This is a genomic window from Demequina sediminis, assembly GCF_039545075.1.
Taxonomy (GTDB): Bacteria; Actinomycetota; Actinomycetes; order Actinomycetales; family Demequinaceae; genus Demequina; species Demequina sediminis.
In genome coordinates, this window is the sequence record NZ_BAABRR010000004.1 from 148,801 (window position 1) to 161,011 (window position 12,211).

Below are 12,211 nucleotides of genomic sequence, written 5' to 3' on the forward strand. Positions count from 1 at the left end.
GCCCCCCCATCGCCGCATCGTTGCTCCCCAGCCCTCAGACCTCAGGCCTCGCCGACGAGCCCCAGCTCGATCATCCGCTCCCACGCCAGGCGCGCGAGGAACGGATCGTCGATCTCGACATAGCCGAGCGCGGCGAGCAGTTGATACGAGCGCGCCCGGCGTGCGGTGGTGGGGGAGACGCCGCCGTATCCGGCGTGAAGGTCGGCGAGCATCTCGAGCGGGATCGCGGTCGCGGCGCCGCCCAGGTCCGCGGCGGGATCGCCCGCGCCGAAGTTCTGCCAGATGAGGATGCCGCAGAAGTGTCCGCGGTCCGACATCAGGGCGCGCGGCTCGATGCGCCCGTGGGTCCATGACCACCCTGCGTCGAGGGAAGCGTCCACGCCGTCGCGGAACATGGCGGTCGCGGCGTCGACGTCGAGCACGCGGTTCTCGGGAGCGCCGCGGTGCACGGCGCCCGCAAGGAGCCGTTCCCACTCGGGAAGGAGGTCCGCGAGGCGCGGCGAGGTGCGGGGGTTCGCGGGCGAGGCGGGCGGGGCGGGCGTGTGGATCTGACGCAGCGCGGCGCCCAGGAGGCCCGCGGACTCACCTTGAAGGGGGACGAATCCCGCGGTCGACGCTGAGACCCAGTCGACGAGCGTCCAGTGGCACGGGTAGCCGTGCCCGGGGCGACCCGTCGCGGTGGGGGCGCTCACGGGGAAGGTCCACCGCTCGAGGTGAGGGGCGAGCAGGTCCGCGGCCCTCGCGAAGAGGAAGTCGTCGTCGACATAGCGGGGGAAGAGCGCGCCGTGGTGGTCGCCGATCCTGATCGCGAAGTGGTCCTCGAGCGTGTAGCGCCGGCCCAGCTCTTGATCCGCGAGGTGCGGGAACTGATCGTCGACGAGCGCGCGGATCGCATCGTCGGTGACCACCAGCGGTTTGCCGGAGCGAGTTCCGTCAGACATGCCGCTCACCCTACTGGCAGACGCGGCGCTCGCGGACGGGTGAGGCTAAAGCCGCATCGCGTTGCGTCGCGCACGCCACTCGCGGGCGAGGAGGCCGAAGATCGCGTCGTCCGAGACCTCGTCCTCGACCCAGTACGCCTCGCGCTTAACGCCCTCGGCCAGGAAGCCCAGGCGCTCGAGCACCAGGATCGAGCGAGAGTTGTCGGGATGAGTCGCGGCCTCGATGCGGTGGACGCCCGCGGTGTCGACCAGGTAGTCGATAAGCGCGGCTGTGGCCTCCGTCGCGTAACCCTTCCGGCGCGCCCACGGATGCAGCGTGTAGCCCACCTCCGCGGTGTGGCCGTGTTCATGCAGGTAGACGGCCACGTCGCCGACGGTGCGGCCGTCGGCGCGGCGCTCGACGTCGAGCTGGTACCAGCCGCCGGGGACCGGGCCGTCGTGGGCGGCGGACTCGCGGATCAGGGCGAGCGCCTTGTCGACGGAGTAGGGAACGCGCCAGGCCTGGTACATCGCGGTCTCGGGGTCCGAGCGGCGCGTGGCAAAATCCTCGGCGTCCGCCTCGGTAAAGGGGCGGAGCACAAGACGCTCGGTGTGCAACGGTGCGAAGGCCACGGCCTCACGATAGTGGGATATCACACTGTTACCCCAGCAATTCGCGAGGCAACCTCCGGGGTGCAATTAGGCAACACAGGCGTTGCGGATGTGGTTTACACTGGGCGGCGAGGTGAGCCTCACCTTACTTCGAGCGCGATCGCGCCGCCCACGGGAGGGAGCCCCATGGAGACCAGCCACGCCGCGACCGTCGCCTCGGTCGAGCAGGTGACGCCCCACATGATGCGTATTGGGTTGCGTCTCGATGAGCCCTCCGCGTGGCAGTCGACCGGTCGCCCCGACGAGTTTGTGCACGTCGAGGTGGGCGCGGACACCATGGACGCCGACGGTCACGACTCCCGCCACTACACGGTGAGTCACGTGACCCCTGACGGCTTCGAGATGGAGATCTTCCTCCACGGCGACGGGCCTGGCGCGACGTGGGCGCGCGGCGCCCGGGTGGGCGATCGAACCGCGGTCTCCGAGCCCAAGGCCTACTACGGCCCCCCTGCAGGCCCACGCACCCGCGTACTGCTGGGCGACGCGACCGCGCTGCCCGCGATCGCCCGCATTCTCGCCGAGGCCCGTGAGGAGGAGTCCTTCCGCGTCATCATCGAGCTCGCCGACATGGCCGATGCCAGGGACCTGGCGACCGTGGCCGAGGCCGCGGTCGAGTGGCGCGTGGGCGGCAACGGCGGCGGGGCGTCGATCCTCAAGGACCTGCTGGTCGACCTCGCGGGCGACCAGCTCGACCCCGCCGCGGGGGCGTACATCTGGGTCGCGTGTGAGTCGGTGCACTCGCGCCGAATCCGGCAGCTGCTGCGGCGCGAGTTCGCGCTGCCGCTCACGCACTATCGCATCGTGGGCTACTGGCACGCCGACCTCGAGCGCGCGCTGCGCGTCTGGGAGTCCGCGAGCGACGAGACCAAGGCGCAGTACGCGGCGCTGTGGCGCGAGGACCGCTCGGACGAGGAAAACTGGCTCGAGCTCGAGCCCTTCCTGCAGCGCATGGGCGTCTAGCCTGGAGGCATGACGACGATGGGGCACCTGCTCGACCCCGAGCATGCGCCCACGCCCTTCACCGCCGAGCAGATCCGCGAGGCGACGCCCGACGGCTGGACCGTCCAGACGCGCACTCACCGCGACGGAGTGATCGAGCGCGACGTCACGGTCTTCCGCGATCCCGACGATCACGAGGTGACGCTCGACACCCCCATGGGGCCGCTCGAGTGCCTGCGCTACGGGGTCGTGGGCGAGGGCTCGGCGGCGACCTTCTGGTTCGCGCTCGCGCACCCCGGGATGCCCGTGCGCTACGAGGCGGGGCCGGCGGACGCGCGCGAGGTCACGGAGGTCGTGGAGTACCGGCGCGGCTGACCTGGGTGCGAAAGGGTCTCAGCCGGGCACGACGTCGAGGTCGACCAGCGCGGCGCGGCCCGCGGCCGCGTACGGCTGCTCGTCGAAGGACGCGAGCGTGACCGCAAACGCGAGCGCCTCGGCGCGGATCCGCTGCATCGCGGACTCGTCGAGCGGCGTGACCGCGTCCGCGTAGCCCTTGAGGAGGTCGCGCATGCGCGCGCTTCCCACGAGACACCAGGCCTGGCCCAGGTCGGTCGCTGGGTCGCCGATGCCCATGTCGCCCCAGTCGAGGATCCCCGCGAGACGGCCGCACTCGGTGAGCACATTCGCGCCGTGGAGGTCGAGGTGACACCACGTCTCGATGGGCCGGCGTCGCACCGCGCCCGTGCGGAACTGCGCGCGCGCGAGGTCCGCATCGATCGGCACGCCGAGGTCGATGAGCCTCTCGACGCGATCATCGAAGCGCTCGGCACGGTCCGCGAGAGGCGCGCTGCGGAAGGGATTGCGCGGCGCATCGGGCGGAGCGGGGGCGTGAACCTGCGCGAGCGCGCGGCCGAGGTCCACGGCTCCCCGTGAGGACAGCGGCGTGTCGTATGCGGAGTCGCCGGCCATCCACGGCACCACGGCCCAGGGCCACGGCACCTCGGCGGAGGCCGCGCCGATCCGCACGGGAGCCGGCACCGCGAACGTCCACGCGGCCGCGAGCCGCGGCAGCCACACGTGCTCGCGCTCGATGAGCGAGCCGGCCCGCGCGTGACGAGGGATGCGCACCGCGAGACTGTCGCCCACGCGCATCGTCACGTTGTCCCATCCCTCGTACGTCTCGCCCAGGGCGAGGCCCGCGAGATCGGGATGCTCCCGTTCGAGGAGGGCGCGCACCAGGGCCGGGGTGACGGCAAGCTCGGCGGCGGGGGATGACCACGACGTTGAGCTCATGCGTCGAGGCTACGGGCGCCCTCCCCGAGTCGCCACTCGACGTCGCCTGCACCCGCATTGCGGCTCCCGCCACCGACCACCCAGTCGAGCACCGCCTGCCACGGCCCGTGGCCGTCGTCGGGGTTGAGGTGGCCCGCGCCGGGAAGCACATGGACGGCCAGCCCCCAGTCTCTGGCGAGGTCTCCCGCGGGGCCGGGCCGGTAGGGGTCGGTCTCCCTGGCGACGATGCGCGTGTCGCGGGCCACGCGCGCGAGCGCCGGGGCCTCGGTGCCGTCGAGCGCGAACGGCGCGAGCGCGCCGGTGAGCCGGCTGGGATGAGGCGGCGCGACCATGAGCACGCGGTCAGCGAGGAGCTCGGGGTGGGCGTGGCGCACGGCCTCGCTCGCGACGTGCTGCCACAGGATTCCGCCCAGCGAGTGGGTGACGACCACGCGCTCGCCGTCCCCGAGCATCTCGAGCTCGGCGCGCGCGAGCGACGCCCACTCCTCGAGCGAGGGGGCGTGCGGCGTGGGCAGCTGCGGGTACTGGACGGGCACCCTCCGCCCGCGCAGGCTCTCTGCGAGCCACCACATCCAGTGGGTCCGCGGCCGCGTGTGCTCGAATCCGTGGAGGAGAAGGACGCGCGTCATCCGCTCATGGTGACACGCACTCGGCTCACGCGAACAGGGTCTCGCCGATGAATCCTCCCTGCTCGCAGCCGGGAGGGATCGCGAAGACCGCGGATCCGATGGGCGTGGTCCACGTGTTGAGGAGGTCGGCCTCCGCGAGGCGCCGCTGCATCGGCACGTATTGCCGCGCGACATCCCGCTGCCACGAGCCGAACAGCAGTCCCACGTTGGACACGGCGGGGCGTCCGCGCGCGTCGAGGGCGCCGGGCTCGACGGGGACGTCGTAGGAGTACCCCAGGCGGACGATGCCCTGGGCCGGGTCCTCGACGCGCGCACGGGCCGCGTGGGCTGCCGGATTGATGACCGTAAACCCTCCCGGTCCTTTCGCCTCGAGGTCGAGCGGGTCGCGCTCCGTGCCGCCCGTGAGGGGAGCGCCGTCCGCGATCCGCCGGCCGACCGCGGCCTCGCGCCCCTCGACGCCCACCTCGTCCCAGCCCTCGAGATTCATCGCGATGCGTCGCAGCACTAGCGAGGTGCCGCCGCGCAGCCAGCCCGGCGCCTCGGTGCCGGCCCAGACGGTCGCCCCGAAGGCATCGTCCTCCGGCCCGAGGTTGGACGAGCCGTCCACCTGCCCGAAGAGATTGCGCATCGTGGTGCCGCTCGGGTCCGAGCCGTAGGCGCGACGGAAGCCGTCCTGGCGCCAGCGCACGGTCGCGAACGATCGCGAGTCGCGCGCCAGCATGCGGGCGAGGTGGCTGATCGCCGTGGGGTCGTCGCCATGGAGGAGCACCATGGCGTCGCCGCCCGACCAGCGATCCTCGAGCCGGTCGATCGTGAACGCGGGCAGGGGGCCCAGCCAGTCGGGTGGCTCGGCGCCCGCGCGCAGCACTGCCTCGCGGCCCAGGCCGAATGTCACGGTGAGGCCCGCGGGCCGCACCGCAAGTTCGGGCTCAAGGTCCGCGAGCGCGCCGCGGCCCTGGGTGACGCGGGCGGCATCGTCCGTGAGCAGGCTCAGCCACGCGCGCAAGCGTTCCCGATCCGTGTCGGGGAGCAGGTCGAAGGCCAGGTAGGTCGCGTGCGCGCCCGGCCTGGCGGTCACGCCGGCCTGGTGAGGGCCGTGGAACGGGACGGTGCGCTCGCCGTTGAGGCCGGCGGAATCGGCGGTGGGCGCCGGTGTCGAGCCGGGCAGCGCTCCGGCGCGCTCCGCGCCCAGGGTGACCGCGGCGCCCGCGCCGGCGGCGGCCCCTCCGAGGAGGAGCTGCCGCCGGCTGGGACGGCGCCGGTCCGAGTGTCCGGCGGAGGCCATCATGACGAGTGCGACTCCATGCCGCCCTCGTAGTCCTCCTCGCCGCCGTCGAAGTCCTTCGCGGTGGCGGTGAGGTCGACCGTGCTGCCGTCCGCGAGCTCGAGGGTGAACGCGACGGTGTCACCCGCGACGATGGGCCCGGAGAGCTCCATGAGCATGAGGTGGAGGCCCCCCGGCTCGAGCGTGAGCGACTCGCCGGCGGGGACGGTGAAGCCGCCGTCACGCTCCTGCATGACGCCGTCGACCACCTCGTGAAGCTCGACCATCGCCGCCGAGTCGGTGGTGGCAGCGGTCACCGTGAGGTCGTCGTCGGTGGGGTTGGTGAGGGTCGCGAAGGCGGCGGTCATGCCGGACTCGGCGGTCTTGACCCAGGGGTCGGTGATGGTGAGCATCGCGGTTGCGGGCGAGTCCGCGCTGCAGGCGGCGAGGGGCGCGGTGAGCGCGGTGGCGAGCGCCGCCGTGAGGGCGAGCGCGGGCAGGGTACGACGGGGACGAGTGAACATGACTCTCCTGTGGTGGGGTGCGCGGCGGCGCGAAGGGCGCGGCCGCGCGGGTGGTCTGAAAGGGGCGCCGGACGGGGTGCCGGCGATGCGAGATCTCAGACCGGCAGGGGAGGCCCGCGCCGCGCGGGAAGCGTGAGGCAGACGCGCCGGGCGGGCGCGGGGACGTGTGAGGGGACGATGCCGTGGCGGGCGGCGACGGGCGCCGTCCGGGCGGCCGTGGGGCGCGCGAGCAGCGCCGCGGCGAGTGCCTCAGCGACGAGCGCCGCGAGGGAGCCGAGCGCGTCGATGAGCGTGGCGGCACGACGAATCCCCACGTAGGTGATCACCGCGGCACCGAGGTGGGCCAGGGGCATCGAGGCGGCGTGGTCGCCGGCGGTGGCGGTCACGAGGGAGGGCGCGGCGTGGCCGGCAGGGGCGGCGTGTCCCGCGTGTCCGGCGTGGCTTGTGGTCGCGGAATCCGCCGCCAGAGGCGCCCCGGCGCCCAGCGTGAACGTCGCGTGGAAGAACACCTGGCTGGCGACGGCGATCGCGGCGAGGCGCAGGCGGCCCAGCGGACGCCCCGCCAGCTGCACGGCGACCGCGAAGGAGCCCGCGAGGGGCACCAGCACCGCGGCGGCGGTGGGGACGTGTCCGCCGGCGAGGCCGTGCAGGCCCAACGCGGACAGCGTCGACAGCGCGGCCGCTCCCGCCGCGCGCGCCAGCCTCACGCCTGCCTCGCTCACGCCGCCGATTCTCGCACGCACGGGGGACAGAGGTCCTACCTGGGGCAGGCGACAATGGACACATGACGGAGCAGACGCCCGCGAAGGAGCGGCCCGACCACCAGCGGTGGAACTACAACATCCACTACATGCGCGAACTGGTGCCCATCATCCCCGAGTCCGCGCGCACCGCTCTCGACGTGGGCTGCGGCGAGGGATACCTGGCTCGCCAGCTCGCGGCCCGCGGCCTCGAGGTGACCGGCGTGGACGCGAACCCCGCGGCCATCACGCGTGCGCGCGCGCAGGGTCACACGGTGGACCTGCTGGACTCGGAGGACGAGCCGCCGGCGCAGTCCCCGTCCATCACGTATCGGGTGGGCGACGTGCTCACCGAGGAGTTGGGCGAGTTCGACGTGGTGACCGTCTCGGCGACGCTTCACCATCTCGAGCTCGAGCAGGGCCTCACGCGACTGCGCGAGCTGGTCGCCCCCGGCGGCCGACTGCTGGTGGTGGGGATGGCGAAGTCGAGCTGGCCGCAGGACCTCCCGCGCGACGTGTGGGCGACCTTCGTCGACAAGTTCCACCGGCTGTTCCGCGGCTACTGGGATCACGGCTGCGACTGCGTCTGGCCCGCGCCGCACACCTTCCGCGACGTCGAGGAGGCGGCCGCACGGCTCCTGCCTGGCGCCGAGTTCACGCGCGAACTGCTGTGGCGCTACACGCTCACGTGGGAGAGGCCCGTCGAGTAGTCGGGGGCCGTTGTCCGCGGCGGCGCCAACGCGTCGCCGGTGCGTCCGTAGTGCGCCGAGGCTGATGGGAGCCGGGGACGGTTCAGCTGGCGTTGTGCTCGGCGCCACAGTCGGCAGTGCACACCATCCATCCTGCGCCGTCCGACCCGACTACGCGTTTAGGCTCGTACCCATGACCGCCGACCCGTTCATCGTCCCCCTCGAGCGACTCCGCGAGCGCACGTCCGCCAAGTGGCGCTACTACGCCCCGGATGTCCTGCCGCTGTGGGTCGCGGAGATGGACGTGGACCTGGCACCCCCCATCCGGGAAGCGCTCGAGCGCGCGGTGCGGGACGGCGACATGGGCTACCCCGGCTCGACGCCCTATGTCGAGTCCTTCGCGGCCTTCGCCGCCGCGCGGTGGGGCTGGCGCGTCGACCCCGCGGATGTCACCCCGGTGCAGAGCGTGATCCTCGGATATGTGGATGCCCTGGTCGAGCTCACCGACCTCGGCGGCGCGGTGATCGTCAACCCGCCCGTCTACCCGCCGTTCTTCTCGTACCTGCGACAGGCCGGGCGTGAGATCGCCGAGGCGCCGCTCACCGCGGACCTGCGCCTCGACCTGGACGCGATCGAGCGGGCCATGCAGCAGGCGACTACGGGCGGGCGCCGCGCCGCCTACCTCCTGTGCAACCCTCACAACCCGGGCGGCACGGTCCACACGCGCGCCGAGCTCGAGTCCGTCGCCGCCCTCGCCGCCCGCTACGGGGTGGGTGTGGTCTCGGACGAGATCCACGCGCCGATCGTCCTCGAGGGCTCGCGCTTCACGCCGTACCTTGACGTCGATCCGACGGGGCTCGCGCTGCACGCGGCCTCGAAGGCGTGGAACCTTGCCGCGATGCCCGCCGCGCTGCTCGTGGGCGGCCCGGGCTCGGCGGCCCTCGCATCGTTCCGCGCGGGCAAGCATCACGGCCCGGGGCACCTGGGTGCGATCGCGCAGGAGGCCGCCTACGCTCACGGCGGCGACTGGCTCGACGGCATGCTCGCCGGCCTCGACCGCAACCGCTTCCTGGTGCGCGACCTTGTCGCCGCCCACCTGCCCGGGGTGACCCACACGGTCCCCGAGGGCACCTACCTGACGTGGCTGGGATTCGGGACGATGCTCGGGGAGGACCCCGCCGCGGTGCTCCTCGAGAAGGGTCGGGTCGCGCTGAACAGGGGCCTCGACTTCGGCACGGGGGGCGAGGGGCATGCGCGCCTCAACATCGCGACCAGCCCGGCCATCCTTGAGGAGGCCGTGCGCCGGATCGCGAGCGTGCTCCCGCAGCAGTAGGGTCTGCCGCGGTCGAGCCGCTGTCGAGCCGCGGCGTGCGTAGGTCAGGCCATGGTGCGCAGCAGCGCGTCGAGGCGCTCGCTCGCCTCGCGCATGCGCGCGACCCCGCCCAGGTTGAGAAAGCCCGTGCGGTGGTAGTCGTCGGGGAAGCGGTGGCTGGTCACGACCATGGTGCCCGCCGCCGTCGCCCCCATGTCGACGCGCATCCAGGTGAGGACGTCGGGGAAGATCTCGCTCACGAACGTGAAGGCGAGGAGAGCGCGGGGCTCGACGCGCTCGTAGCGCCCGTAGAACGCGAAGGTGTTGCCCTCGGGGTCCGCCTGCACCACGCGCCACGCCCCGCCCGGCTCGACATCCATGTCGACCACGCCGTTGGTGTAGCCGTGCGGCGCCCACCACTGCTTGACGAAGAGCGGCTCGGTATACGCCGTCCAGACGCGCGACACCGGATGCGCCAGGCGGGCGGTCTGCGCCAGCACCGGCGGCTCCGCGGGCACCTCGAACGTGATGTCCATTGCGACCTCCCGGGCAGGCGCCGGGCACCGTGCCCGTGCCTCCAGCCTGGTATCCGGGAGGTCGCGCGTCAACCCGTGGGGACTAGGTGCCCGGCCGGAGCACTCCCTTGCCCATGCGCAGGCCCTTGGCGATCTTCGAGTCGGGGCCGCGACTGGCCTCGACCCGCTCCGCGATCTTCCCCAGTGCCGCGGCGGCGAGGGGGATGGCAATGGCCATGAAGATCCAGCGTCCGAATCGTCGTCTCATGTGTGTACCTCCGGTGGCGACAACGCCACTGCCCCGCGAGACCTTCCCCGCGAAGGCGGCCGGGGCATCGTCCCCGCAGGAACGATGCCCCGGCCGGGCCTACGCGCCCGGTCCGGGGCGACCGGGGCCGGGGGTGGGGTCGATGAATGCGGGGTGCTCCTCCTGGAGGGCGGCGAGCTCCGCCTTCTTGGAGGCGCGCAGGCTCGTGGCGACCGTCACCGCGAGGACACCCACGATCACCAGCAGCGACCACGTGGTGGGCACGGTGGGGACGCCGGGCCACACGCCGTGCGCCCAGTGCAGCACCAGCTTGATGCCGATGAATCCGAGGATCACGGACAGGCCGTAGCCCAGGTGGACCAGCTTCGACAGCGCGCCCTCGAGCACGAAGTAGAGCGCGCGCAGGCCCAGCAGCGCGAACGCGTTGGTCGCGAACACCAGGTAGGGGTCGGAGGTGATGCCGAACACGGCGGGCACCGAGTCGACCGCGAAGACCACGTCCGTGGTGATGATCGCGGCCATCACCAGCGCGAGCGGGGTGAGCGCGCGGCGACCGTTCATCGTGACCGTGGCCTTGGAGCCGTGGTACTCGCCCGTCACGGGGAACACCTTGGACATCATCTTGACGATGCGCATGTTGCTGGGATCGACGTGCTCGTCCTCGGTGCTCTGCGCGTCGCGGAACACCTTGACGGCGGTGGCGAGCAGGATCGCGCCGAACAGCAGGAAGGTCCAGTCGAACGTCGCGATGAGGCTCGCGCCGAGCGCGATGAACACGCCGCGCAGGATGATCGCGCCGGCCACGCCGATCAGCAGGACGCGCTGCTGGAGGATGCGCGGCACCGCGAAGGCGCTGAGGATGAGGATGAAGACGAAGAGGTTGTCGACGGACAGCGACTTCTCGACGATGTACCCGGTGTAGTACTTCACGCCGATCTCGGACCCGTGCGCGGCCCACACCCAGCCGCCGAATGCGAGCGGCAGCGCGATGTAGAACGCGGACCAGCCCACGGCCTCCTTGAAGGAGACCTCGTGGGGCTTGCGGGTCACGACGAAGTCGAAGACCAGCAGTGCGATGACGGCTGCGATGGTGCCGAACCACAGGCCGGGGGTCGCGATCGACTCCAGCGCCGCGGGGGCGGGGGTGGTCTCGAGGACAAGCGGGGACATGGGTCTCCTCAGGTACGGGTCAGCGCCTGAGGTCTCCTTCGCCGTGTCGAGGACGCGGCGTCCGCCCGGGAGATCCACGAAGACCTCGTACTGACCGGGACGAAACTTGGGAAGTACTCCCCTCGGGGGATAACAGTAGGTCACGCGGGCGCTGGTGGCTACCTACTCCGCGATTTCCACCTTTTCCGCGGCTCCGCCACACGCCTCGCGCGCTGGTGGCCGCCACCACCTCCGCGGCTCCGCCACACGCCGCGGGCGCATCTGGCCTCAGATCCGGCTTGCGGAGCGCGACACGCCGACGACACGCCGACCGGTGTGTGGCGGAGTCGACATTCGGTGTGGCGGAGCCGCTGGGAGGCCGGGGCTGCGGCGGGGCGGGGCGGGGGGCGGGGCGCGGAGGCGTCAGGTCAGCAGCGCACGGAAGGCCTCCGCCGCCCGCTGGGGCGCCCCCTCGCCCAGCGCGAGGAACAGGCTGGGCTCGGTGAGCTCGAGTTCGAGCAGGACGGGCCCCTCCGCGGTGGGCAACAGGTCCACTCGCACATACGCGAGGTCGGGGTGGCCGAGACCGGGCAGCGCCGCGATCACGCGGTCGGCGAGGGCGCGCTCGGCAGGCGTGGCCACGGTCGCCGCGACCTTCTCGTCGGCGTAGAGCCCGGTCTCCCAGGACATGTCGCGCGACAGGATCGCGGCCTTGCGCGCGGCGTGCGAGAAGCGTCCACCCAGGTAGATGAGCGCGGTCTCGCCCGCGGTGTCGACCTCGGCGAGGTAGGGCTGGAGCATCGCCACCTTGCCCTGGCGATGGAGCTCAGCGACGTGCGCACCAGCCCCGGCGGCGTCCCCGTCGAACAGCTTCGCGCCGTTCGAGCCGGCGCCCACCGACGGCTTGACCACCAGGTGACCGCCCAGGGCGACCACGGCATCGGCCGGAACCCGTTCTCCCGGCGAGACAAAGGTCGTGGGAACCACGGGGATCCCCGCGGCAGCGAGGTCCGCGAGGTAGCGCTTGTCGGTGTTCCACTCGACTGTCGCCACGGGGTTGACCAGCCGCGTCACCTCGGCGGTCGCGCGGGCCCAGGCGAGGAACTCGTCGAGGCGGTCGTGATAGTTCCAGGTGCTGCGCAGGATCGCGACGTCGAAGGCGGCCCAGTCCACGCCGGGGTCCTCCCACGCGACCAGCGCGGCCTCGGGGAGATGGGGCAGGAGCAGGTCCTCGTCGGCATCGGGGACGGGCAGGTCGCGCGTGGTGACGATGGCGATGCGGGCGGTCATGCGACTC

General features: G+C 72.4%; 15 protein-coding genes. 4 read left to right on the top strand and 11 right to left on the bottom strand.

The window, feature by feature from the left end:
• Positions 1 to 41: 41 nt before the first annotated feature.
• Both ABEA62_RS05160 and ABEA62_RS05165 read right to left on the bottom strand, forming a co-directional pair.
• A complete protein-coding gene (locus ABEA62_RS05160; protein WP_286214384.1) occupies positions 42 to 941 on the bottom strand; it encodes a phosphotransferase in 900 nt (299 codons plus the stop codon).
• Between the two features lie 45 nt (positions 942 to 986).
• Positions 987 to 1,553, bottom strand: a complete 567-nt coding sequence (locus tag ABEA62_RS05165) for a GNAT family N-acetyltransferase (protein ID WP_286214383.1) — start codon at positions 1,551 to 1,553, stop codon at positions 987 to 989.
• Positions 1,554 to 1,718: 165 nt separating this feature from the next.
• On the opposite strand from ABEA62_RS05165, the gene ABEA62_RS05170 reads away from it, so the two are divergent.
• Positions 1,719 to 2,552: a siderophore-interacting protein gene (locus ABEA62_RS05170; protein ID WP_345378937.1), complete on the top strand. Its 834-nt coding sequence runs from the start codon at positions 1,719 to 1,721 to the stop codon at positions 2,550 to 2,552.
• Positions 2,553 to 2,561: 9 nt separating this feature from the next.
• Complete coding sequence (locus tag ABEA62_RS05175) at positions 2,562 to 2,906, top strand: hypothetical protein (protein ID WP_286214381.1); 345 nt, start codon at positions 2,562 to 2,564, stop codon at positions 2,904 to 2,906.
• 18 nt (positions 2,907 to 2,924) lie between these two features.
• On the opposite strand, the gene ABEA62_RS05180 is transcribed toward ABEA62_RS05175, so the two are convergent.
• From ABEA62_RS05180 to ABEA62_RS05200, 5 genes are all read right to left on the bottom strand, one after another.
• Positions 2,925 to 3,824: a phosphotransferase gene (locus ABEA62_RS05180; protein ID WP_286214380.1), complete on the bottom strand. Its 900-nt coding sequence runs from the start codon at positions 3,822 to 3,824 to the stop codon at positions 2,925 to 2,927.
• Positions 3,821 to 4,453, bottom strand: a complete 633-nt coding sequence (locus ABEA62_RS05185; RefSeq protein WP_286214379.1) for an RBBP9/YdeN family alpha/beta hydrolase — start codon at positions 4,451 to 4,453, stop codon at positions 3,821 to 3,823. The genes ABEA62_RS05180 and ABEA62_RS05185 overlap by 4 nt, the downstream gene beginning before the upstream one ends.
• Before the next feature lie 25 nt (positions 4,454 to 4,478).
• Positions 4,479 to 5,741 (bottom strand): Dyp-type peroxidase, encoded by a 1,263-nt coding sequence (locus ABEA62_RS05190; protein WP_286214378.1) that lies wholly within the window; start codon positions 5,739 to 5,741, stop codon positions 4,479 to 4,481.
• Positions 5,738 to 6,241 carry a copper chaperone PCu(A)C gene (locus tag ABEA62_RS05195; protein WP_345378944.1) on the bottom strand — a complete coding sequence of 168 codons (504 nt, stop codon included), beginning with the start codon at positions 6,239 to 6,241 and terminating at the stop codon, positions 5,738 to 5,740. Before ABEA62_RS05195 ends, ABEA62_RS05190 begins: the two co-directional genes overlap by 4 nt.
• Positions 6,242 to 6,336: 95 nt before the next feature.
• Complete coding sequence (locus tag ABEA62_RS05200) at positions 6,337 to 6,963, bottom strand: hypothetical protein (RefSeq protein ID WP_286214377.1); 627 nt, start codon at positions 6,961 to 6,963, stop codon at positions 6,337 to 6,339.
• A 62-nt stretch (positions 6,964 to 7,025) separates the two neighbouring features.
• Between ABEA62_RS05200 and ABEA62_RS05205 the strand changes: the two genes are divergently transcribed.
• Both ABEA62_RS05205 and ABEA62_RS05210 read left to right on the top strand, forming a co-directional pair.
• Positions 7,026 to 7,691, top strand: a complete 666-nt coding sequence (locus tag ABEA62_RS05205; RefSeq protein ID WP_286214376.1) for a class I SAM-dependent methyltransferase — start codon at positions 7,026 to 7,028, stop codon at positions 7,689 to 7,691.
• A gap of 172 nt (positions 7,692 to 7,863) precedes the next feature.
• Positions 7,864 to 9,003 (top strand): MalY/PatB family protein, encoded by a 1,140-nt coding sequence (locus ABEA62_RS05210; protein WP_345378948.1) that lies wholly within the window; start codon positions 7,864 to 7,866, stop codon positions 9,001 to 9,003.
• A gap of 44 nt (positions 9,004 to 9,047) precedes the next feature.
• Here the strand turns inward: ABEA62_RS05210 and ABEA62_RS05215 are convergent, their stop codons facing one another.
• From ABEA62_RS05215 to ABEA62_RS05230, 4 genes are all read right to left on the bottom strand, one after another.
• Positions 9,048 to 9,518 carry an SRPBCC domain-containing protein gene (locus ABEA62_RS05215; protein WP_286214375.1) on the bottom strand — a complete coding sequence of 157 codons (471 nt, stop codon included), beginning with the start codon at positions 9,516 to 9,518 and terminating at the stop codon, positions 9,048 to 9,050.
• Between the two features lie 82 nt (positions 9,519 to 9,600).
• Positions 9,601 to 9,735 carry a hypothetical protein gene (locus ABEA62_RS05220; protein ID WP_286214374.1) on the bottom strand — a complete coding sequence of 45 codons (135 nt, stop codon included), beginning with the start codon at positions 9,733 to 9,735 and terminating at the stop codon, positions 9,601 to 9,603.
• Between the two features lie 129 nt (positions 9,736 to 9,864).
• Positions 9,865 to 10,935, bottom strand: coding sequence for a TerC family protein (locus tag ABEA62_RS05225; RefSeq protein ID WP_286214373.1), 1,071 nt, complete (start codon positions 10,933 to 10,935; stop codon positions 9,865 to 9,867).
• Positions 10,936 to 11,337: 402 nt separating this feature from the next.
• Complete coding sequence (locus ABEA62_RS05230) at positions 11,338 to 12,204, bottom strand: ATP-grasp domain-containing protein (RefSeq protein WP_286214372.1); 867 nt, start codon at positions 12,202 to 12,204, stop codon at positions 11,338 to 11,340.
• Between the last annotated feature and the right edge of the window lie 7 nt (positions 12,205 to 12,211).